Origin of the sequence: Coralloluteibacterium thermophilum (genome assembly GCF_042654365.1) — a bacterium.
In the GTDB taxonomy this organism is placed as follows: domain Bacteria; phylum Pseudomonadota; class Gammaproteobacteria; order Xanthomonadales; family Xanthomonadaceae; genus Coralloluteibacterium; species Coralloluteibacterium thermophilum.
On record NZ_JBHSGG010000033.1, the window covers coordinates 134,321 to 154,554 of the forward strand.

The following is a 20,234-nucleotide window of genomic DNA, read 5'->3' on the forward strand; positions in this document are numbered from 1 at the left end:
CGGCGAGGCTTGCGCTCCGCATGCGACGGAGGCAGGAGATGTCGAAGCCGGACGCGGTGACGGTGACGGACGCGGGACCCGCCGACACCGCCCGCAACACGCTGGAATACCTCTCGGGCAAGGTGCGGCGCGCCTCGGGCGAGGTCCTGGTCCTGGCCCTGCTCGCGGGCGCCTATATCGCCTTCGGGGCCATCGCCTTCCTCGTCACCGGCGCCGGCGGCGACGGCTTCGCCGGCACGCGGGTGCTGGCGGGCGGCCTGGCCTTCTCGGTCGGCCTGATCCTGGTGGTGGTGGCCGGCGCCGAGCTCTTCACCGGCGACACGCTCCTGGTGGTCAAGCGCCTACGCGGCAGCCTCGACCGCGGGACGATGTGGCGCTTCTGGGCGCTGGTGTACGCCGGCAACCTGGTCGGTGCGCTCGCCGTCGCGCTGCTGTTCGTGGCCGCCGGCGGACACGCCGCGGGCGACGGCGCGGTGGGCCTCTACGCGCTGGAGGTGGGCCAGGACAAGACCACGAAGGGGCCCGGCGCCCTGTTCGCATCCGGCATCCTCGCCAACATGCTGGTGTGCCTGGCGGTCTGGGCGGCGCAGGCCGCCGGCAGCGTGCAGGGCAAGATCCTCGCCATCGTCGGACCGATCGGCGTGTTCGTCGCCGCAGGCCTCGAACATTCGGTCGCCAACATGTCGATCCTGCCGATCGCCCTGCTGGTGAAGGCGCTGGCCCCGCAGGACTTCTGGGCAACGGCCGGCGCCGCGCCCGCCGACTTCGCCGCCCTCACCGTCGGCGGCGCCCTGCTCAACCTCGGCCTCTCGACCCTCGGCAACATCGTCGGCGGCGCGGCCATCGGGCTGGCGTACTGGTATGCCTACCTGCGCGGACGCTGAGGAGGATCGTGCAAGCCGCGGGCGGATCGGACTACCGCCCGCCCCCGCCCGTACCGCATCTTCCGCACCGCCGCGGTGCCCAGTGCCGCCGTTGGCGCTCGCTTTCCCGCTTCCCGTTCGTGAGGTCCTCCCATGCTCGACACCCCCGCCTATGCCGCCCAGTCCGCCGACGCTCCGCTGGCGCCCTTCCGCATCGCCCGCCGGGCGCCGCGCGCGAACGAGGTCCTGATCGACATCCTCTACTGCGGCGTCTGCCACTCCGACCTGCACCAGGTCCGCGACGAGTGGGGCGGCTCGATCTTCCCGATGGTGCCCGGCCACGAGATCGTCGGCCGCGTCGCCGAGGTCGGCAGCGCCGTCACCCGCTACAAGGTGGGCGACAGCGTGGGCGTCGGCTGCTTCGTCGATTCCTGCCGCGCGTGCCCGCAGTGCCGCGCGGGCGAGGAGCAGTACTGCGAACAGGGCATGACCGCCACCTACAACAGCCGCGAGCGCGACAGCGGCGAACCCACCTACGGCGGCTACTCGACCCGCATCACGGTGGACGAGGCCTACGTGCTGCGCGTGCCGGACGGGATCCCGCTGGAACGCGCCGCGCCCCTGCTCTGCGCCGGCATCACCACCTATTCGCCGTTGCGCCACTTCGGGGTGAAGGCGGGCGACCGCGTGGCCGTGGTCGGCCTGGGCGGGCTCGGGCACATGGCGGTCAAGCTGGCCACGGCGATGGGCGCCGAGGTGACCGTGCTCAGCACCTCGGAGTCCAAGCGCCAGGACGCCCTCGCCCTCGGCGCGAAGGACTTCGCCGCCACCCGCGACGGCGAGGTCTTCAGGACCCATCGCGGCCGCTTCGACTTCATCATCGACACCGTCTCGGCGCAGCACGACTACAACGCCTACCTCGGCCTCCTCAAGGTGGACGGCACCATGGTGCTGCTAGGCATCCCCGATCCCACGCCGCTCTCGGCCTTCCCGCTGGTCGGCGGGCGCAGGCGCCTCGCCGGCTCGATGATCGGCGGCATCCGCGAGACCCAGGAGATGCTGGACTTCTGCGCCGAGCACGGCGTCGCCTCGGACATCGAGCTCATCGACATCCGCGACATCAACACCGCCTACGAGCGCATGCTCAAGGGCGACGTGCGCTACCGCTTCGTGATCGACATCGAGAGCCTCAGGCGCGCCGCCTGAGGCCTGTTCCATTCAGTGATCGTGGGCGGCGGCCAGCACGCCGTCCACGTGGTCGTGGTCGTGACCGTGCACGGCGAGCAGGCGGTACTGCGCCTGCTCGGCTCCCGACAGCCGCGCCGCGGCACCGCGCGGGCGCTCCGGGCCGTCGACACGGTCGAGTTCGAGCACCGCACCCACCCCGGCATACAGATAGCGCTCGCCGAACGCCGCCAGCAGCGCGGCGAAGGTCGGCTCGCCGGTGCAGTGCCCGGGGGCGATGAAGGACACCTCCGCCGCGCGCAGCGCGTCCACCATGCCGGCGATGGCGGCATCGTCGGCAGTCACGAAATGGAAGCCGCCGACCACCAGATGGATGTCCGGGTCGATGCGCCGCGCCTCGGCGACGATGCTGCCGATGCCCGGATGCGAACAGCCGACCACCAGCACCAGACCCTGTTCCGTGCGGATCGCCAGCGAGACCTCGCGCAGCTCGCGGGTGCCCGGCGCGTCCGACACGCCGACGATGGCCCATACGCCCGGCGCGATCTCGGTGATCCCGGTCAACGGGCGGAAGTCCGCGCCCTGCCAGGCGCTGCCGAAGCGCAGCGTCTCCGGGGGCTCACCGTCGTAATAGCGCATGCGCGCCGGCAGTTCGGGCGCCTTGCGGTAGAAGTCCGCGGGCAGCGAGGAGCCGTAGATCCCGAAGCCCTCCTGCGGCGCGTAGACCGGGACGGTCGGATTCGCCGCCAGCACCACGCCCAGCCCCGCCATGTGGTCCGCGTGGCGGTGCGACATCACCACGAGGTCCAGGTCCCGCAGATCCACCCCCTTCGCGGCGACGTTGCGCGCGAAGATCCCGGCATCGTTGCCGGTGTCGAAGAGGATGCGGCGGCCGTCGACCTCGATCAGAGCGGCGAAGCCCCAGTCCTTGTGCATCGCCGGATCGTCGCCGAAGGCGTCGTAGAGCACGGTGATGCGCGGTGTGGCGCTCGCGGTGCCGGCACAGGCCAGCAGCAGGGCGAGCAGCCCGTGCAGCAGCGGGATCGTTCGCATCGCAGCCTCTCCCTCGCATTGAAGAGGCCGAGGATGCGCCGCGTCCGGCATCGCCGCAGCCGGCGCGGCGGATCGCTGCATTGCGCCGGTGGCGTCAGCCTTCCAGCCGCGCGAGCAGGCCGGCGAGCGTCTCGCGCAGTTCCGCGACCTCGGCCTCCAGCCCGTCGACCCGCTGCTCCAGCGCCGCGCGGCCGCCGGCTGCCGGCGCCTCGCGCGCGGCCGCCAGCAGCGAGGTGTCCACCGGACCGCCCAGCAGGTGCATCCAGCGGTCCTCGCGCTGCCCGGCGCCACGCCCGAGATTGACCGCGTAGGCCGGCGCGTGCGCCGCGAGCCGCTCCAGCGCGTGGCGGAGTTCCTCGGCATCGGCGAAGCGCGCCAGACGCTCGGTGCGGCTGGTCAGCTCCGACACGGTCTGCGGTCCGCGCAGCGCCAGCACCGCGAGGAGCGCCTGCTGCGCGCGGGTGAGCGAATAGTGCTGGGCGAAGCGGTGCTCCCAGCGCTGCGCACGCGCGCCGTGCACGCTGCGCACCAGGCCGCGGTCCTCGAGCGTCCGCAGCGCGTGGCCGACCTGGCCCGGCGTGAGGTTCATCACCGGGTCGCGGCCCGTCTTCTGGTTGCAGGCCAGCACCAGCGCGTTCTCGGTGAGCGGATAGGCCTCGGGCGTGGTGCCCTCCTTCTCCACCAGGCAGGCCAGCACGCGCAACTGGACGGGGTCGAGCGCGTCGAGGGTCTCGGGGTCGGTCATGGCGATGCTCCTGCGGGCGAGCCGGCCATGATGCCCGAACACAGCGGTGCATCCGTGACAGCCGCCCGCGCTTGCATCGCCCCCCGTCGCCACCACATGACCGGGAACCCCGACGGCGACGCCCGCCGACCCGCGGCACGGGCCGCTGCCGGACGGGCGGCCCTCCACTTCCAGGCTCCAGGATGACCAGCGCGACGCTCCCCTTCTCGGCCCTCGACCTCGCCCCGATCGTGGAGGGCGGCACCGCGGCCGATGCCTTCCGCAACACCCTCGACCTCGCGCAGCACGCCGAGCGCTGGGGCTACCGCCGCTACTGGCTGGCCGAGCACCACAACATCCCGGGCATCGCCAGCGCCGCGACCGCGGTGGTGATCGCCCACGTCGCGGGCGGCACCTCCACCATCCGCGTCGGCGCCGGCGGGATCATGCTTCCCAACCATTCGCCGCTGGTGATCGCCGAGCAGTTCGGCACGCTCGAATCGCTGTTCCCGGGACGCATCGATCTCGGCCTCGGCCGCGCCCCCGGCAGCGACCGCGCCACCGCGCACGCGCTGCGCCGCGATCTCGCCTCCAGCGCCGAGCAGTTCCCGCAGGACGTGGTCGAGCTGCGCCAGTACTTCCGCGCGCCCCGCCCCGGCGGCATCAACGCGGTGCCGGGCGCGGGACTGGACGTGCCGCTGTGGATCCTCGGCTCCAGCCTGTTCGGCGCGCAGCTCGCCGCGGCGCTCGGCCTGCCCTATGCCTTCGCCTCGCACTTCGCGCCCGATGCGCTCGACCAGGCGCTGGCCGTGTACCGTTCGCGCTTCCAGCCCTCCGAGCAGCTGGAACGGCCCTGGGCCATGGCCTGCGTGAACGTGGTCGCCGCCGACAGCGACGCCGAGGCGCGACGCCTGTTCACCTCGATGCAGCAGTCCTTCGTCAACCTGCGCCGCAACGTGCCGGGACCGCTGCCGCCGCCCGTCGAGAGCATGGACGGGCTGTGGTCGCCGATGGAGCAGGCCGGCGTCGAGCATGCCCTGGCCGAATCCTTCGTCGGGACCGTGGACACGGTGACCGACGGCCTGCGCCGCTTCGTCGAGCGCACGCGCGTGGACGAGCTGATGATCAACGGGCAGATCTACGACCACGCGGCGCGGCTGCGCTCGTTCGAGCTCGCGGCGCAGGTGCGGGAGCGCCTCGCCGGCTGAGCCCCGTCGTCAGAGGTCGATGCGGCTGCCGATGCGCACCGCCGCGAAGGCCTCCTCCCCCAGCCCGGCCGCGACGCGCGCGGCCGCCAGCTCGCGCGGCGGCTCGTCGAGGGCGTCGTCGGCCAGCTCGAAGGCGCCCCAGTGGATGCCGATGCTGCGGCGCGCGCCGACCGCCCGGTGCAGGCGCACCGCCTCGGCGGCGTCGATGTGCTGCGCCTGCATGAACCAGCGCGGCGAATAGGCGCCGATGGGGATGGCCGCGAGATCGAAGGGGCCGAGCCGCCCGATCTCGGCCAGCCTGTCCGCCCACCCCGTGTCGCCGGCGAAGTAGACGCGATGCGCCGCGCTGCGCAGGGTCCAGCCGCACCACAGCGAGCGGTTCGCGTCCCACGGCGTGCGCGCGCTCCAGTGCCGCGCCGGCACGCAGTCGAAGCGGACGCCGCCGATCTCCACGGTGTCCCACCAGTCGAGCTCGTCCACCCGCCGCACGCCGCGGCGACGCAGCCAGGAGCCGAGGCCCAGCGGCGCGAGGAAGCGTGCCTCGGGAAAGCGCCGCGCCAGGCGCCAGATGCTGTCGTAGTCGAGGTGGTCGTAGTGGCTGTGCGAGAGCAGCACCACGTCGATCGGCGGCAGTTCCGCGACGGTCGCCGCAGGCGGCGTGCGGCGACGCGGGCCGACCCAGCGCAGTGGCGAAGCGCGGTCCGACAGCATCGGATCGGTGATCGCGGTGATGCCGCCCATGCGCAACAGCAGGCTGGCGTGGCCCAGCCACCACGCCGCGTCGCCGGTGCCGCCGAAGTCCGGCGCCTGCCAGTGCGCCTCGACGAAAGCGACATAGCCCGCCTCCGGCGGGCGCGGCAGGCCCTGCGCGCGGCGCTCCCGGCGCCACCGCTGCAGGTCGCCGGGGCGGCGCGTGTCGGGCTCGGGATTGCGGAAGCCGGTCGGTGTGTGGTGCGGCTTGGACGGGTCGTAGTGCGGATTGCGCCAGGGCATGGGAAATCGTCAGGAGGTGGTGTCGGGCCAGTCGAGCCGGCGTGCGCTCTCGAAGCGGCGCGGCCGGCCGTCGAGCGGGTCGTCGAACGCGAGCGCGCGGGCGAGCAGGCGCATTGGATGCGCGAAGTCCTGCGGATCGCGTGAGTGCGGCTCGGGATACAGCGGATCGCCCAGGATCGGCACGCCCAGCGCCGCCATGTGCACGCGCAGCTGGTGCTTGCGCCCGGTGACCGGCTCCAGCGCGTAGCGCGCGAGCTCGCCGCGGACCTCGACGACCGCGATGCGGCTCTCGCTGTCCGCGGGCCCGTCGGTCTCGCGCATGCGGAAGAAGGGCTCGCCGCGGATCAGCCGCGAACGGCGCACGTGCACCTCGCCCTCGCCGAGCGCCGGCAGCGCGGGTGCAATGGCTTCGTACGTCTTGCGGATGCGCCTGGTGCGGAACAGCGCCGCATAGGCGTCGCGCGTCGCCGGCCGCGCCGAGAACAGCACCAGGCCGGCGGTCTCGCGGTCGATGCGGTGCAGCGGCACCAGGTCGCGGTTGCCGAGGCGCGCCTGCAGCCGGGTGAGCAGGGTTTCGCGGACGTGCCGACCCACCGGCGCCACCGGCAGGAAGTGCGGCTTGTCGGCGACCACCAGGTCCGCGTCGGCATGCAGCACGGCCTCGGCGAAGGGAATCGCGGGCTCGTCCTCGACCTCGCGGAAGTAGCGCACGCACAGCCCCGGCGCATGCGGATGCGACGGCGACAGCGGCGTACCGGCCGCATCCAGCACCCGGCCACGTGCGAACCGATCAACCCACACCGCCCGCGGGATGCGCGGGAAGTGCGCGCACAGGCAGTCCAGCACCGTCGGCCAGTCGCCGGGCGGGAGATGGACTGTGCTGGCGGGTGTTGGAGGCATTGGGTTGGGCTTGGGGCTTGGGGCTTGGGCTTGGGGTTTGGGGCTCGGGTTGGGCTCTGGGCTCTGGGCTCTGGGCTCTGGGCTCGGGCTGGCGCCGCGCCCCGCGCCCCGCGCCCCGTGCCCCGTGCCCCGTGCCCCGGGCCCCGGGCCCCGGGCCCTCTGCCCCAAGCCCCAGGCCACTAGGCCCCAGGCCCAGCCCTCCCAACCAGTGTGCCCCGCCCCCGACCGGCCGGCGATCGTTCGACCATCGTTTGATATGGGCTTGCCGCGGGGCACGGCATGCTGGGCCGCCGTGGCGAGGAGACCTCCATGTCCCGCTTCAAGGCGATCCTCATCGAGCGCGACGCGTCCGGCTGCACGCAGGCGCGCGTCGGGACGCTCGGACGCGACGACCTGCCCGAGGGCGACGTGCACGTGCGCGTGGGCTGGTCCACGGTCAACTACAAGGACGCGCTCGCGCTCACCGGGCGCCTCCCGTCGATGCGCAGCTTCCCGATGGTGCCGGGCATCGACCTTGCCGGCGAGGTGATCGACAGCGCGCATCCCGACTACGCCGCCGGCGACCGCGTCCTCCTGAACGGCTGGGGCGTGGGCGAGCGCCACTTCGGCGGCCTGGCGCAGCAGGCGCGCGTGCGCGGCGACTGGCTGGTGCCCCTGCCGGACGCCTTCGACGCACGCACGGCGATGGCCATCGGCACCGCCGGCTACACCGCCATGCTCTGCGTGCAGGCGCTGGAGCACCAGGGCGTGGACCCGGAGGACGGCGAGATCCTGGTGACCGGCGCCAGCGGGGGCGTCGGCAGCGTCGCCACCGCCCTCCTCGCCCGGCGCGGCTACCGCGTCGTGGCCGTGACCGGCAAGCGCGACGAACACGGCTACCTGAAGGCGCTGGGCGCGACCGAGGTGCTGGAGCGCACGGCGTTCTCCGAGCCCGGCAGGCCGCTCGCGAGCGAGCGCTGGGCCGGCGCCGTCGACAGCGTCGGCAGCCACACGCTCGCCAACGTGCTCGCCGCCACGCGCTACGGCGGCGTGGTCGCCGCCTGCGGCCTGGCGCAGGGCATGGACCTGCCGATGACGGTCGCGCCCTTCATCCTCCGCGGCGTGACCCTGGTCGGCATCGACAGCGTGATGTGCCCGGCCACCCGCCGCCTCGCCGCCTGGGCCGCGCTGGCGGCCGAGTTCGACACCCGCTGGCTGGACGCCATGGCCACCGACATCGGCCTGGGCGACGCCATCGACGTCGCGCCGCAGGTCCTCGCCGGGCGCGTCCGCGGGCGACTGGTGGTGGATGTGAACCGCTGAGCCGGCCGCGGCGTCCCGGCGAGAAGTGAGTGGAGAGACGTGAGCAACGAGGAGAGGCGCCGCGCCTTCTCTCTTTTCTTACTCCTCATGCCCCCACTCCTCGACGTCAAACTCCTTCCCCCGCCCTGGCCGGGATGGGGTGAGCGCGCGCGGCGTGCTGCTTCGAGGAATGCATGGAGCGGAGCGAAGCGAGGCCAGACAGCCACCTCTCCTCTCTTCTCGTGCCTCATGTCTCACTTCCCGCAGCAGAAGCGCCCCCCTCCCCAACCCTCCCCCGCTGTCCGCGGGGGAGGGGGCTGTGGGCTTGAGGCGAGTGGGGAGGAGTGAAGCGAGGCCAGACAGCCACTCTCCTCCTTTCTCGTTCCTCATGTCTCACTCCCGCGCCGCCCCACCCACGTACACTGCGCGGCCCTTGCGAACCAGGACGCGCCATGGCGCTGAAGTCCACCGTGGTGAAGTGCGAGCTGCAGGTCAGCGACATGGACCGGCACCACTACGCCACCTATCCGCTGACGCTGGCCCAGCACCCCTCCGAGACCGATGCGCGGCTGATGGTGCGCATCGCCGCGTTCGCGCTGTACGCCGACGAGCGCCTCCAGTTCGGCAAGGGCCTGTCGAGCGACGACGAGCCCGACCTGTGGGCGCACGACCTGACCGGCGAGGTCGCCCTGTGGATCGACCTCGGCCAGCCGGACGAGGCGCGCATCCGCCGCGCCTGCGGCCGGGCGCGCGAGGTGGTGGTGGTCAACTACGGCGGCCGCGGCGCCGACGTGTGGTGGGAGAAGAACGCCAGCGCGCTCGCGCGGCCGCGCAACCTGCGCGTCATCGACATCGCCCACGAGAGCGTGGAAGCCCTCGCCGCCCTGCATGCCCGCAGCATGCGCCTGCAGTTCATGGTGCAGGACGGCGCCGCGCAGTTGATGGACGACACCGGCAGCGTCGAGCTCGCCCTGCGCCTGCGCCGGGACGTCGCGGCGTAGCCGGCCCGGCATGACCTCCGGCCCTTGCGGGGTGGAAATCCGCGGCGGAGGCTCGCGGGCTCCACCCGTCAGCCACCGGACGCCATGACCCGCACCACGCTCGCCCTCGCGCTTGCCGCCGCCCTCGCCCTCGCCGCCTGCGACCGCGGGCCGGCCAACGGCGCTCCCGCCGCCGCGCCGACCGCGGGCGCGCCGCAGGCGCAGGCCGGCCAGGACGCCGCCGCCGAACTCGACGCGCTCTACGCCGAGTTCTGGGAGGAATCGCTCCGCCTGAACCCGCTGTCGGCGACCTACATCGGCGACAGCCGCTACAACGACCAGCTCCCGGACACCTTCAGCGCCGAGTTCCGCCAGCGGCAGCTCGATTTCGCGCAGCGCTGGCTGGAGCGCGTGCGCGGCTACGACGTGGAGCAGCTCGAAGGCCAGGCCCGGCTGTCGTACGAGATCTTCGTCTCCAGCCTCGAGGAGCAGATCGAGGGCGAGCGCTTCCCCGGCTGGCAGCAGCCGCTGAACCAGTTCTACAGCTTCCCCAGCTCGTTCGCGATGCTGGGTTCCGGCACGGGCGCGCAGCCGTTCAGGACGGTCGCCGACTACGACAACTGGCTCGCCCGCGCGTCCAACATCCCGACCCTGTTCGACAGCGCGATGGCGAACATGCGCGAGGGCATGGCCAACGGCGTGGTCCAGCCGCGCGTGCTGGTCGAGAAGACGCTTCCCCAGCTCGACGGCCTCATCAAGGACGACCCGGAGCAGACCCTGTTCTGGCGGCCCATCGCCGAGATGCCGGAGGACTTTCCCGAGGCCGAGCGCGATCGCCTGACCGAGGCCTACCGCAGCCTGATCGCCGACACGCTGATGCCGGCCTACCGCGCGCTGCGCCGCTTCACCGCCGAGGAGTACCTGCCGGCCGCACGCGACAGCCACGGCCTGGACGCCCTGCCCGACGGCGAGGCGTGGTACGCCTTCAACGTGCGCCGCATCACCACCACCGACCTCACCCCCGCGCAGATCCACGACATCGGCCTCGCCGAGGTCGAGCGCATCCACGGCGAGATGCGGCAGGTCATGCAGGAGGTCGGCTTCGAGGGCGACCTGCAGGCGTTCTTCGAGTACATGACCACCGACCCGGCGTTCACCTACGAGAGTGAGGAGGCCCTGCTGGCGGACTACCGCGCGTTCGAGGCGACGGTCGATGCGCGCGTCGGCGAGCTGTTCTCGCTGACCCCGAAGGCGGCCTTCGAGATCCGCCCGGTCGAGGCGTTCCGCGCGCAGTCGGCGGCAGGCGGCTCGTACATGCGCCCGAGCGAGGACGGCAGCCGCCCCGGCATCTTCTACGTCAACACCTACGACCTGCCCACGCGCAAGACCTGGGACCGCGACGCGCTCTACCTGCACGAGGCGATCCCGGGCCACCACTTCCAGATCGCCCTGCAGCAGGAACTGGAGGGCATCCCGACCTTCCGCCGCTTCGGGGGCCAGACCGCCTACATCGAGGGCTGGGGCCTCTACGCGGAGTCGCTGGGCCGGGAGCTGGGCGTCTATGCCGATCCCTACACCTACTTCGGCCGTCTCCAGGCGGAGCTGTGGCGCGCCATCCGCCTCGTGGTGGACACCGGCCTGCACAGCAAGGGCTGGATCCGCGAGCAGGTCATCCAGTACATGAAGGACAACTCGGCGACCAGCGACACCGAGGCGGTCTCCGAGACCGAGCGCTACATGGCCATTCCCGGCCAGGCGCTGGCCTACAAGGTCGGCGAGCTCAAGATCAAGGAGCTGCGGGCGCGGGCCGAGGCCGCGCTCGGCGAGGCCTTCGACCCGCGCGCCTTCCACGCCGAGGTCCTGGGCGACGGCTCGCTGCCGCTCGACGTGCTCGAAGCCAAGATCGACCGCTGGATCGCCGCGCAGTCCTGAGGCAGGGCACGCCGCTCCCACGGCGAGCGCCGTGGGAGCACTTTTCGACCGCGACAAGGTTCGATGCCGCAGTCCCGCACGCCGCGAGCGGCTAGTACGGGCTGGCGGTCGGCCGCACGATCAGCTCGCTGACATCCACGTCGTCGGGCTGGGCGATGGCGTAGCCGATGGCGCGCGCGATGGCCTCGGGCGGGATGGCGACGCTGCGGAAGTCCTTCATCATCGCCCGCGCCTCGGGATCGCTGATGCTCTCGGCCAGCTCGGAGGTCACCACGCCCGGCGAGACCACCGTGACGCGGATGCGGTCGGTCTCCTGGCGCAGGCCGTCGGAAATCGCCCGCACCGCGAACTTGGTCGCGCAGTAGACCGCGGCCGTCGGCGACACCGCATGCGCGCCGATCGAGGCGACGTTGACCACATGCCCGGAGCGCCGCTCCCGCATCGACGGCAGCACGGCCGCGATGCCGTGCAGCACGCCGCGGATGTTGACGTCGATCATCCGGTTCCACTCCTCGACCTTGAGCGCCTCCAGCCGCGAGAGCGGCATGACGCCCGCGTTGTTGACGATCACGTCGATGCGGCCGTGCGCCTCCAGCGCCGCATCGGCGAAGGCGCGCATGCTCGCGAGGTCGACCACGTCCAGCGTGTGCGCGGTGGCGCGCCCGCCCGCGGCGGCGATCTCCTCCGCCAGTCGCTGCAGGCGGTCGACCCTGCGCGCGCCGAGCAGCACGATCGCGCCCGCGTCGGCCAGGTGGCGCGCGACCGCATGTCCGATGCCGCTGCTCGCGCCGGTCACCAGGACCACCTTGTCTCGGATTCCGCTCATGTCCTCAGTTCTCCGTTCCGGCGGGATGCCGGGTGGCGCCTACTGTCGCCAGCGGCGCGGCCGGGGCCGTAGATCACGCATGGCGGGTTCTTGCACGATCCGCGCAGGCGCGGCCGCAGGCGACCGCGCGCACCTGCCAGAATCCGGCCACCGCAGCGCGAAGCACGCCATGTCCTCCGCCGTCCGCCCCCTCCGTCCGCCGGCATGAGCAGCGCCGCCCCTCCCCGCACCCCGGGCACGGCGGGCGAAGTCTTCCGCGCCTTCCTGCTGCTGGGCCTGAGCGCCTTCGGCGGGCCGGTCGCGCACGTCGGGTACTTCCGCGCCGCCTTCGTGGCGCGCCGCGGCTGGCTGGACGACGCCCAGTTCGCGCAGCTGCTCGCGATCTGCCAGGTGCTTCCCGGCCCGGCGAGCAGCCAGCTCGGCTTCGGCATCGGCCTGCTGCGCGCGGGCTGGGCCGGCGCCGCGGCTGCCTTCGTCGCCTTCACCCTGCCGTCCGCGCTGCTGATGCTCGCCCTCGTGTGGCTGGCGCCGGCAGGCGACGCGCCCGTCGGTGCGGCCGTGGTGCGCGGCCTCAAGCTCGTGGCGGTCGCGGTGGTCGCGCACGGCCTGATCGCGATGGCGCGCCAGCTCGCGCCGGACGCGCGCCGCGCGGCCATCGCGGTGTCCGCCGCCCTGCTGGTGCTCGCGTCGGGGGCGGCGTGGGCGCAGCTCGGCGCCATTGTCGTGGGCGCCGCCCTCGGCATCCTCCTGTGCCGCCACGTCCCGCTGCCGCCGGCGGCGCCCCTGCCGGCACGGGTGTCGGCGGGCGCGGCCACGGCCGCGGCGGTGGCCTTCGCGGCGCTGCTGGCGCTCGCCCTGGCATGGACGCCACAGGCCCCGACACCCGGCGCCCTCGCCGCCGTGTTCTATCGGGCAGGCGCCCTTGTCTTCGGCGGCGGACACGTCGTGCTGCCCCTGCTGGAAGCGGGGGTGGTCGCGCCCGGCTGGCTGGACGCCGAACGTTTCCTCGCCGGCTACGGTGCGGCGCAGGCGATGCCCGGGCCCATGTTCACGCTGGCTGCCTACCTCGGCGGAGCGACGCTGCCGGGGCAGCCGCTGCCTGCCGCCCTCGCGGCACTGGCCGGCATCTTCCTGCCCGGCTTCCTGCTGCTGGTCGCGGCCCTGCCCGCGTGGAGCGCCCTGGCGCGGCGGCCCGGTGCGGTGGCGACGCTGGCGGGGATCAACGCAGCGGTGATCGGCCTGCTCGCAGCGGCGCTCTACGATCCCGTGCTGAGCCAGGGCATCGGCGGTTCTGCCGATGCCGCCATCGCCGCGGTCGGCCTGCTGCTGCTCGTCCTGTTCCGGCTCAACGCGCTGTGGGTGGTGGCGTGGTGCGTGGGCGCGAGCCTGCTCGCCACGGCCGTCGCCTGAGGGGCTCGCGTGCTCGGAGGAGTGAGCGGAGAGGAGTGAGCGGAGAGGAGTGAGAAGCGAGTGCGGGCAGCTGGCCTTTCCTCGTTTTCTCCTCATGCGTCGCTTCCCATTCGAAAGCGCCCCCACCCCAACCCTCCCCCGCTGCGCGGGGGAGGGAGCGGGTTGCGCTTCGTCGGGAGCGGCAGACCCCTTCTGGATGGCCCGCATGACGCGAGAACCTGCACGCCCTCGCGCTCGCGCCCGCTCCTTTCCTCGCCTGCGGGGGAAGGCCGGGATGGGGGTGAGCGCGCGCTTGAGGAGTGAGCGGAGAGGAGCGAGGAGCGCGTACGGGCAGCTGGCCTTCCCTCGTTTCTCCTCATGCCTCGCCTTTCCTCGCAGGCGGCGACGGCGCTGGCTACCTGCGCGCCGATGTGCTCGATCCGCCCGATGCCCGCGTCATGAGGCGCTTCGGTGCTTTGCGGCACCTCCCGCCAAGCCTCACACGCTCCCTCCCCTGCGCAGCGGGGGAGGGTTGGGGAGGGGGCGCTTTCGAACGAGAAGCGAGGTCGAGGGATGAACGCGCAGCGCGCACTGCCGCCGGCCTGCACGCCCTGCCCACTCCTCTTCACCCGCCCCTCACTGCGGTATCGTCGGCCGCTGTCCCGTCCCCAGGTCCGCCGATGCACCTTCGCCCGCTCGCCTTCGCCCTCGCCGCCCTCCTCGCCACGGCAGCGCCCGCCGTCCCCGCGCAGGCGCCCGCGCCGACGGCGGCGGCGACGCGGGACGCCGCCGCGGTCTTCGCCGATCTCGACGCCTACGTCGCCGAGGTGCAGGCGCGCTTCGACGTGCCCGGCGTCGTGGTCGCCATCGTGCAGGACGGCGAGGTGGTGCTGGCGCGCGGCTGGGGCGTGCGCGAACTGGGCCGGCCGGAGCCGGTCGACGCGCACACCCTGTTCGCCATCGCCTCGAACACCAAGGCGTTCACCGCCGCGGCGCTGTCGATCCTCGCCGACGACGGCAGGCTCTCGCTGGACGACCGCGTCATCCAGCACCTGCCGTGGTTCCGCATGTCCGACGCCTACGTCACCGGCGAGATGCGCCTGCGCGACCTGCTGACCCACCGCAGCGGGCTGGGCCTGGGCGCGGGCGACCTGCTGTTCTGGCCTGCGACGACCTACAGCAACCGCGAGGTCGTCGAGCGTCTCGCGCACGTGCCGCTGGCCGGCGGCTTCCGCGAGAAGTACGCCTACGACAACATCCTCTACGGCGTGGCGCAGCAGGTCGTCGAGACGGTGAGCGGGCAGTCTTTCGCCGAGTTCCTGCAGGCCCGCATCTTCGACCGGCTCGACATGCGCGAGACGCGCTTCAACGCCGACCACCTGCGGCCGGACGACGCCGCGGCCACCGGCCACGCCAAGGCCGACTTCACCGAACTCGCGCCCGTCGCGCCGCTGACCTGGGCGAACGTGGCCGGTGCGGGCGGCCTCTACTCCAGCGCGCACGACATGGCCAAGTGGATGCGCGTGCAGCTCGCGGGCGGCGTGATCCGCGGCGAGGGCGAGGACGCCGAACGCCTGTTCAGCGCCGCGCGACACAGGGCGATGTGGTCGCTGGTGACCCCGCAGACCATCCCCGAGCCGCGCGTGCCCGAGCTGCGCCGCGCCACGCCCAACTTCGCCGGCTATGGCGAGGGCTGGAGCCTCTCCGACTACCGCGGCGAGAAGCTGGTGTGGCACACCGGCGGCTGGCCCGGCATGGTCTCGCGCCTCACCCTCGTGCCCGGCCGCAACGCCGGCGTGGTGGTGCTGACCAATGCCGAGGCCGGCGCCGCCTTCCAGGCGATCACCATGCGCGTGCTCGACCGCCTGCTCGACGCGCCGGACCACGACTGGCCCGGCGCCTACGCCGCGGCGCTCGGCCGCCAGCACGACGAGGCCGCGGAGGACTGGGCGAGGCACGAGGCCGCCCGCGACCGCCGCTCGACGCCGTCACTGCCGCTGGCAGGCTATGCCGCCACCTACCGCGATCCCTGGTACGGCGACATCCACGTCGTGCAGGAGGGCCGCGGCCTGGTGATGCGCTTCGCCCGCACACCGCAGCTGGTGGGCGACCTGGAGCACTGGCAGCACGACACCTTCATCGTGCGCTGGCGCGACCGCCAGTTGAACGCCGACGCCTTCCTCGGCTTCGCGCTGACGCCGGACGGCGCGGTCCGCGAGGCACGCATGGAAGCGATCTCGCCGCTCACCGACTTCAGCTTCGACTTCCACGACCTTCGACTGACGCCGGTGGCAGAGGACTGACCGGCGCCACCGCGCCGAGGACCGCCACCGCCCGCGCTCCGGCCGGAGGAGCCTTCCCGCGCTGCCGGCGGCAGGAGGAACGGCGGCATTCATGCCCACGGCAACCGGCACCTTCCCCCGCCTGCCGGGGAAGGCCGGGATGGGAGTGAGCGCGCAGCGCGAGGAGCTGGGAGGCGCGAGACGCGAGTGGCGGTCAGCCCCGCCCGCCGTTCGCGACCTCCGCCTGGACCTCGTCGAAGGTGCGCCGCACGCTCTCCTGGGGCGGGCGGCCGAGCAGGCTCACCGCCACGATCGCCAGCGACGCGCACAGCGCACCGGGGATGATCTCGTACAGCCCGAACCACTTCTGGCTGCCCCACACCAGCGCGACCACGCCGCCGACCAGCATGCCGGCCAATGCGCCGTCGCGGGTCATCCGCTTCCACATGAGCGAGATCAGCACCACCGGCCCGAAGGCGCTGCCGAAGCCGGCCCAGGCGTAGGAGACCAGGTCGAGCACCCTCGCCTCCGGGTCGCGCGCCATCCAGATCGCCAGCAGCGAGACCAGCAGCAGGGTGATGCGGCCGACCCAGAGCAGCTCGCGCTGCCCGGCATCGCGACGCAGGAAGGCGCGATAGAAATCCTCGGTCAGCGCGCTCGAGCACACCAGCAGCTGGCTGTTGAGGGTGGACATGATGGCCGCCAGCATCGCGGCGAGCACGAAGCCGCCCACCCAGGGGTTGAGGATCAGCCCCGTGAGGGTGATGAACACCGTCTCCTCGTTGGCGAGGACCGGGCCGGCAAGCTCCGGGTTGCGCGCGAACCAGCCGATGCCGAAGAAGCCGACGCAGAGCGAACCCAGCAGGCAGAGGATCATCCAGCTCATGCCGATCCGGCGCGCCCTCGGCACCGACGCCAGCGAATCCAGCGCCATGAAGCGCACGAGGATGTGCGGCTGCCCGAAGTAGCCCAGGCCCCAGGCCAGGCCCGACACCACCGCGATCCAGCCGCCCGCGCCGATCCACTGCAGGCGCTGCGGATCGACCTGCTCCACCAGCGCCGCCGACTCCGCGAAGCCGCCGTTGGCGAAGGCCGCGACGGCCGGCAGGATCAGCAGGGCCAGCAGGACCAGGAGACCCTGCAGCGCGTCGGTCCAGCTCACCGCGAGGAAGCCGCCGACCAGGGTGTAGGCGATGGTGACGCCGGCGCCGATCCACACCGCGTAGGCGTAGTCGATGCCGAACACGCCCTGGATCAGGACGCCGCCGGCGACCACGCCCGAGGCGACGTACAGCGAGAAGAACACCAGGATCACCAGTGCCGAGAGGATCCGCAGCAGCCTGCTGCGGTCCTCGAAGCGATGGGTGAAGTAGTCCGGCAGGGTCAGCGCATTGCGCGCGCGCTCGGTGTAGACGCGCAGCCGCCCCGCGACGAGCAGCCAGTTGACCCAGGCGCCCGCGACCAGGCCGACGCCGATCCACGATTCCGACAGGCCGGTCGCGAAGATCGCGCCGGGCAGGCCCATCATCACCCAGCCGCTCATGTCCGACGCACCGGCCGAGAGCGCGGTGACGCCGGGCCCGAGCTTTCGCCCGCCGAGGATGTAGTCGTCGAAGTCGGTGGTGCGGCGCCAGGCGATGAAGCCGATTACGCACAGCGCGAGCATGTAGAGGGCGAAGGAGACGTTGGTCGGAGTCGCGATGTTCATGCCTGTCCAAGTACGGACCGCGGACGGACGGCGTCGGCGGGTCGATGGAGTCTCGATGCACCGCGACACCAGGCCGCGGGCCACGGCGAAGCGGCAAGCCTATCGGAATCGCCACGCCAACCCCGCGGCCGGAGGTCATGCATGTGCTTGAGGAGTGAGTGGGTAGGAGTGAGAAGTGAGTGGGGGCAGTTGGCCTTCCCTCGTTTCTCACGCCTCATGCCTCGTTTCTCGCTCGAAAGCGCCCCCTCCCCAGCCCTCCCCCGCTGTCGCGGGGGAGGGAGCGGACTGCGCTTCGCCGGGAACGCACACCCTTGCTGGACCGGCATGACACGAAAACCTGCATGCCCTCGCGACCTGCTCCCGAGGAGTGAGGCATGAGGAGTGAGAAACACCCGCTACTTCCCCCGCTTGCGAGGGAAGGCTCCTGCTGGACCGGCATTGGCACGAGAACCCACGCGCCCTTCGCGACCCGCTCCTTCCCCCGCCTGCGGGGGAAGGCTGGGATGGGGGTGAGCGCGCAGCGCGCTTCTTGAGGAGCGAGTGGAAGGGGTGAGAAGCGAGTACGGACAGCTGGCCTTCCCTCGTTTCTCACGCCTCATGCCTCGTTTCTGGTTCGAAAGCGCCCCCTCCCCAGCCCTCCCCCGCTGTCCGCGGGGGAGGGAGCGGACTGCGCTTCGTCGGGAGCGGCGCCCCTTCTGGACAGCCGGCATGACACGAGAACCTGCATGCCCTCGCGACCTGCTCCCGAGGAGTGAGGCATGAAGAGTGAGAAACGCCCGCTACTTCCCTCGCTTGCGAGGGAAGGCTCCTGCTGGACCGGCATGGCACGAGAGCCTGTACGCCCTTCGCGACCCACTCCTTCCCCCGCCTGCGGGGGAAGGCTGGGATGGGGGTGAGCGCGCAGCGCGCTCCTCGAGGCGCGAGTGGAAGAGTGTGAGAAGCGAGTACAGGCAGCTGGCCCTCCCTCGTTTCTCACTCCTCATGCCTCGCTTCTTGCCGGGAGGGCGAGTGCGCGGAGGCGACGGCATCCCGCAGACGGGCCAGGCGCGAGGAGCCACCCGCCCCCCCTCAGAGCACGCCGGGATTCGCCCGCCAGACGGTGAAGGTGAGCGCCGTGGCGAAGCCGACCCAAGCCAGGTACGGCACCAGCAGCGCGCCGGCGAGCGGCCGGATGCGCCAGAACAGCAGGCAGGTCGCGAGGACCAGCACCCACAGCACGACGATCTCCGCGAAGGCGGCGGCGCCGACGCGCCAGGCGAAGAACAGCCACGTCCACAGGGCGTTGAGCGCCAGTTGCAGCACGAACAGCGAAAGCGCCGTCCGCGCACCGTCCCAGCCCCGCGCGCGCCAGACCAGCCAGGCGGCGATCGCCATCATCAGGTAGAGCACCGTCCACACCGGCGCGAACAGCCAGGAGGGCGGCGCCCAGCCGGGGCGGTCCAGCGACAGGTAGAAGCCCGTGGATCCCGACGACGCGACGCTGCCGATCGCCGCTGCCAGGAACACCAGCGCCAACCACCCCGCCAGCCCCGACCCCGCCCTTCGCCCGCGCTTCGCCGTCATCGTCGCCGTTCGGTTGCCGTTTCCCGCACGAATACGCAGGCCCGCGTGGGGACGATGCGAGGGCGAGGATCGCAGCGACGTCGGGGCCTCCGCGGTGCGGAACACCCAGGTCCGCCTATCCCATCGGCAGGCGGACGATCCGCACGTCGTGCATCCACAGCGTGCGCCAGCGCGCCTGCCGCTCCGCCGGCGCCAGTTGCCGGGGAGAGACGACCACGGGCTCACCGAAGGCCGCTCCATCGCGCAGGCAGCGCGCATTGGCGGCCGCATGGCGCGTGTCGCCATCCGCGAACACCACCGCGACGAGATCGCCGCAGCGCGCACAGGCCTGGAAGCCCGCGCTCCCTGAGCCCTGCCTCGCCGCGACCAGTGCGCCCGGCTGCGCCTCCTCGATCGTCAGCCGTCCCGCCGGGTCCGACAGCCATGCGGCGCCGTGCCGCGTGCAGAACCCGCAGTCGCAGGCGCGCGGCGCCGGCAGGGCGATCCCGCTGGGCAGCGCGAGGTCCACCCGCAGCGCGCCGCAACGGCAGCCGCCCGCGAAGTGCTGCAGGAAGGAGGTCGTGGTCATGCAGGCGGCATGATGCCCGCTGCGCGGCCGCGCTTCAGCCCTGGACGGACCGGCTGCGGTGCCACGCGACCAGTGCGTTCGCGTAGCCATGGCCGAGGCCGTGCTCCGACTTCAGCCAGGCGACCAGGGCCATGTGCGGACGCGCGCCTTGCCCGTCGAGCAATGCGAGCCAGTGCGCGACGGGGCGGCCGTAGGTCTTCTCGATGGAGGGAAAGTAGGAGGCCGGCCCCTTCGCCTTTCCCTGCGCGGATGCGTCGCGCTCAGGCATCGGGAATCTCCGGCTCGACCAGTCTCGCGAGCTGCGCCAGCGATTCCTGCCAGCCGAGATGGCAGGCCTCCGCGGGAATCGCATCCGGCACGCCCTCCTGCACCAGCGCCATGTCGGTGCCGACGGCGACCGCCTTCAGCAGCACCGTGACCTGCATGGTGCCGGGCAGGCCCGCGTCGTCGAAGCGGTCCGCGTAGCGGATGCGCGCGTTCGGCACCAGCTCCAGGTACTCGCCGCCGAAGGCGTGCCGCGTGCCGGTGCCGAAGTTGGTGAACGCCATCCGGTAGGTCCCGCCGACGCGCACGTCCGCGTGCTCGACATGGTCGGTGAACCCGTATGGCGGCAACCACTTGGTCATGGCCTCGGGTTCCAGGAAGGCGCGGTAGACGCGCTCCGGCGGCGCCCTGAAGACGCGGTGGAGGTGGATGGTGCTGGGCATGGCAGGGCTCCTTCCGGCAGGTTGGGATGCCTGCTGGTCGAACGTCGGGGACCGCATTCGACAGACCGACGG

At 72.5% G+C, this 20,234-nt stretch carries 18 protein-coding genes; 8 read left to right on the plus strand and 10 right to left on the minus strand.

Annotated elements, in window-relative coordinates; translation table 11 throughout:
• Window positions 1-38: 38 nt before the first annotated feature.
• Both ACFO3Q_RS12230 and ACFO3Q_RS12235 read left to right on the plus strand, forming a co-directional pair.
• Window positions 39-884, plus strand: a complete 846-nt coding sequence (locus tag ACFO3Q_RS12230; RefSeq protein ID WP_377004999.1) for a formate/nitrite transporter family protein — start codon at window positions 39-41, stop codon at window positions 882-884.
• A 132-nt stretch (window positions 885-1,016) separates the two neighbouring features.
• Entirely contained in the window at window positions 1,017-2,069 is a 1,053-nt protein-coding gene (locus tag ACFO3Q_RS12235; protein WP_377005000.1) for an NAD(P)-dependent alcohol dehydrogenase, read from the plus strand.
• A gap of 12 nt (window positions 2,070-2,081) precedes the next feature.
• On the opposite strand, the gene ACFO3Q_RS12240 is transcribed toward ACFO3Q_RS12235, so the two are convergent.
• Window positions 2,082-3,101, minus strand: coding sequence for an MBL fold metallo-hydrolase (locus ACFO3Q_RS12240; RefSeq protein WP_377005001.1), 1,020 nt, complete (start codon window positions 3,099-3,101; stop codon window positions 2,082-2,084).
• A 94-nt stretch (window positions 3,102-3,195) separates the two neighbouring features.
• Window positions 3,196-3,846, minus strand: a complete 651-nt coding sequence (locus ACFO3Q_RS12245; RefSeq protein ID WP_377005002.1) for a YceH family protein — start codon at window positions 3,844-3,846, stop codon at window positions 3,196-3,198.
• A gap of 182 nt (window positions 3,847-4,028) precedes the next feature.
• Here ACFO3Q_RS12245 and ACFO3Q_RS12250 point away from each other — a divergent pair, with 182 nt between their 5' ends.
• Window positions 4,029-5,033 (plus strand): LLM class flavin-dependent oxidoreductase, encoded by a 1,005-nt coding sequence (locus ACFO3Q_RS12250; RefSeq protein ID WP_377005003.1) that lies wholly within the window; start codon window positions 4,029-4,031, stop codon window positions 5,031-5,033.
• 9 nt (window positions 5,034-5,042) lie between these two features.
• Here ACFO3Q_RS12250 and ACFO3Q_RS12255 read toward each other — a convergent pair whose 3' ends face one another.
• Together ACFO3Q_RS12255 and ACFO3Q_RS12260 are read right to left on the minus strand one after the other, a co-directional pair.
• Window positions 5,043-6,026, minus strand: a complete 984-nt coding sequence (locus ACFO3Q_RS12255) for an MBL fold metallo-hydrolase (protein ID WP_377005004.1) — start codon at window positions 6,024-6,026, stop codon at window positions 5,043-5,045.
• 9 nt (window positions 6,027-6,035) lie between these two features.
• Window positions 6,036-6,926 (minus strand): pseudouridine synthase, encoded by an 891-nt coding sequence (locus ACFO3Q_RS12260; protein WP_377005005.1) that lies wholly within the window; start codon window positions 6,924-6,926, stop codon window positions 6,036-6,038.
• A 309-nt stretch (window positions 6,927-7,235) separates the two neighbouring features.
• Here ACFO3Q_RS12260 and acuI point away from each other — a divergent pair, with 309 nt between their 5' ends.
• The 3 genes from acuI to ACFO3Q_RS12275 all read left to right on the plus strand — a co-directional run bounded on the left by acuI (window position 7,236) and on the right by ACFO3Q_RS12275 (window position 11,119).
• Window positions 7,236-8,228 (plus strand): acrylyl-CoA reductase (NADPH), encoded by a 993-nt coding sequence (gene acuI, locus ACFO3Q_RS12265; RefSeq protein WP_377005006.1) that lies wholly within the window; start codon window positions 7,236-7,238, stop codon window positions 8,226-8,228.
• Between the two features lie 431 nt (window positions 8,229-8,659).
• Window positions 8,660-9,208, plus strand: a complete 549-nt coding sequence (locus tag ACFO3Q_RS12270; RefSeq protein WP_377005007.1) for a YaeQ family protein — start codon at window positions 8,660-8,662, stop codon at window positions 9,206-9,208.
• 84 nt (window positions 9,209-9,292) lie between these two features.
• Window positions 9,293-11,119: a DUF885 domain-containing protein gene (locus ACFO3Q_RS12275; RefSeq protein ID WP_377005008.1), complete on the plus strand. Its 1,827-nt coding sequence runs from the start codon at window positions 9,293-9,295 to the stop codon at window positions 11,117-11,119.
• 91 nt (window positions 11,120-11,210) lie between these two features.
• Here ACFO3Q_RS12275 and ACFO3Q_RS12280 read toward each other — a convergent pair whose 3' ends face one another.
• A complete protein-coding gene (locus tag ACFO3Q_RS12280) occupies window positions 11,211-11,945 on the minus strand; it encodes an SDR family oxidoreductase (RefSeq protein WP_377005009.1) in 735 nt (244 codons plus the stop codon).
• Between the two features lie 204 nt (window positions 11,946-12,149).
• Between ACFO3Q_RS12280 and chrA the strand changes: the two genes are divergently transcribed.
• Window positions 12,150-13,355, plus strand: coding sequence for a chromate efflux transporter (gene chrA / locus ACFO3Q_RS12285; RefSeq protein ID WP_377005010.1), 1,206 nt, complete (start codon window positions 12,150-12,152; stop codon window positions 13,353-13,355).
• A 659-nt stretch (window positions 13,356-14,014) separates the two neighbouring features.
• The gene (locus ACFO3Q_RS12290) at window positions 14,015-15,637 is read left to right on the plus strand and encodes a serine hydrolase (protein ID WP_377005011.1); all 1,623 of its coding nucleotides are present in this window, start codon (window positions 14,015-14,017) and stop codon (window positions 15,635-15,637) included.
• A 193-nt stretch (window positions 15,638-15,830) separates the two neighbouring features.
• Here the strand turns inward: ACFO3Q_RS12290 and putP are convergent, their stop codons facing one another.
• The 5 genes from putP to ACFO3Q_RS12315 all read right to left on the minus strand — a co-directional run bounded on the left by putP (window position 15,831) and on the right by ACFO3Q_RS12315 (window position 20,219).
• Window positions 15,831-17,324, minus strand: a complete 1,494-nt coding sequence (putP, locus tag ACFO3Q_RS12295) for a sodium/proline symporter PutP (RefSeq protein WP_377005012.1) — start codon at window positions 17,322-17,324, stop codon at window positions 15,831-15,833.
• Window positions 17,325-18,392: 1,068 nt separating this feature from the next.
• Window positions 18,393-18,887 carry a TspO/MBR family protein gene (locus tag ACFO3Q_RS12300; RefSeq protein ID WP_377005013.1) on the minus strand — a complete coding sequence of 165 codons (495 nt, stop codon included), beginning with the start codon at window positions 18,885-18,887 and terminating at the stop codon, window positions 18,393-18,395.
• A gap of 115 nt (window positions 18,888-19,002) precedes the next feature.
• Window positions 19,003-19,455 (minus strand): GFA family protein, encoded by a 453-nt coding sequence (locus ACFO3Q_RS12305; RefSeq protein WP_377005014.1) that lies wholly within the window; start codon window positions 19,453-19,455, stop codon window positions 19,003-19,005.
• Window positions 19,456-19,489: 34 nt separating this feature from the next.
• Complete coding sequence (locus ACFO3Q_RS12310) at window positions 19,490-19,723, minus strand: DUF4287 domain-containing protein (RefSeq protein WP_377005015.1); 234 nt, start codon at window positions 19,721-19,723, stop codon at window positions 19,490-19,492.
• A complete protein-coding gene (locus ACFO3Q_RS12315; RefSeq protein ID WP_377005016.1) occupies window positions 19,716-20,219 on the minus strand; it encodes an SRPBCC family protein in 504 nt (167 codons plus the stop codon). The genes ACFO3Q_RS12310 and ACFO3Q_RS12315 overlap by 8 nt, the downstream gene beginning before the upstream one ends.
• Window positions 20,220-20,234 lie beyond the last annotated feature (15 nt).

Bases quoted from the DNA above. Each gene is read 5' to 3' on its own strand.
- ACFO3Q_RS12255 (WP_377005004.1), bottom strand. From the start codon at position 6,026: ATGCCCTGGCGCAATCCGCACTACGACCCGTCCAAGCCGCACCACACA.
- ACFO3Q_RS12240 (WP_377005001.1), bottom strand. From the start codon at position 3,101: ATGCGAACGATCCCGCTGCTGCACGGGCTGCTCGCCCTGCTGCTGGCC.
- ACFO3Q_RS12310 (WP_377005015.1), bottom strand. From the start codon at position 19,723: ATGCCTGAGCGCGACGCATCCGCGCAGGGAAAGGCGAAGGGGCCGGCC.
- ACFO3Q_RS12315 (WP_377005016.1), bottom strand. From the start codon at position 20,219: ATGCGGTCCCCGACGTTCGACCAGCAGGCATCCCAACCTGCCGGAAGG.
- ACFO3Q_RS12300 (WP_377005013.1), bottom strand. From the start codon at position 18,887: ATGACGGCGAAGCGCGGGCGAAGGGCGGGGTCGGGGCTGGCGGGGTGG.
- ACFO3Q_RS12280 (WP_377005009.1), bottom strand. From the start codon at position 11,945: ATGAGCGGAATCCGAGACAAGGTGGTCCTGGTGACCGGCGCGAGCAGC.
- ACFO3Q_RS12245 (WP_377005002.1), bottom strand. From the start codon at position 3,846: ATGACCGACCCCGAGACCCTCGACGCGCTCGACCCCGTCCAGTTGCGC.
- ACFO3Q_RS12270 (WP_377005007.1), top strand. From the start codon at position 8,660: ATGGCGCTGAAGTCCACCGTGGTGAAGTGCGAGCTGCAGGTCAGCGAC.
- ACFO3Q_RS12275 (WP_377005008.1), top strand. From the start codon at position 9,293: ATGACCCGCACCACGCTCGCCCTCGCGCTTGCCGCCGCCCTCGCCCTC.
- ACFO3Q_RS12260 (WP_377005005.1), bottom strand. From the start codon at position 6,926: ATGCCTCCAACACCCGCCAGCACAGTCCATCTCCCGCCCGGCGACTGG.
- putP (WP_377005012.1), bottom strand. From the start codon at position 17,324: ATGAACATCGCGACTCCGACCAACGTCTCCTTCGCCCTCTACATGCTC.
- acuI (WP_377005006.1), top strand. From the start codon at position 7,236: ATGTCCCGCTTCAAGGCGATCCTCATCGAGCGCGACGCGTCCGGCTGC.
- ACFO3Q_RS12305 (WP_377005014.1), bottom strand. From the start codon at position 19,455: ATGACCACGACCTCCTTCCTGCAGCACTTCGCGGGCGGCTGCCGTTGC.
- ACFO3Q_RS12230 (WP_377004999.1), top strand. From the start codon at position 39: ATGTCGAAGCCGGACGCGGTGACGGTGACGGACGCGGGACCCGCCGAC.
- chrA (WP_377005010.1), top strand. From the start codon at position 12,150: ATGAGCAGCGCCGCCCCTCCCCGCACCCCGGGCACGGCGGGCGAAGTC.
- ACFO3Q_RS12250 (WP_377005003.1), top strand. From the start codon at position 4,029: ATGACCAGCGCGACGCTCCCCTTCTCGGCCCTCGACCTCGCCCCGATC.
- ACFO3Q_RS12290 (WP_377005011.1), top strand. From the start codon at position 14,015: ATGCACCTTCGCCCGCTCGCCTTCGCCCTCGCCGCCCTCCTCGCCACG.
- ACFO3Q_RS12235 (WP_377005000.1), top strand. From the start codon at position 1,017: ATGCTCGACACCCCCGCCTATGCCGCCCAGTCCGCCGACGCTCCGCTG.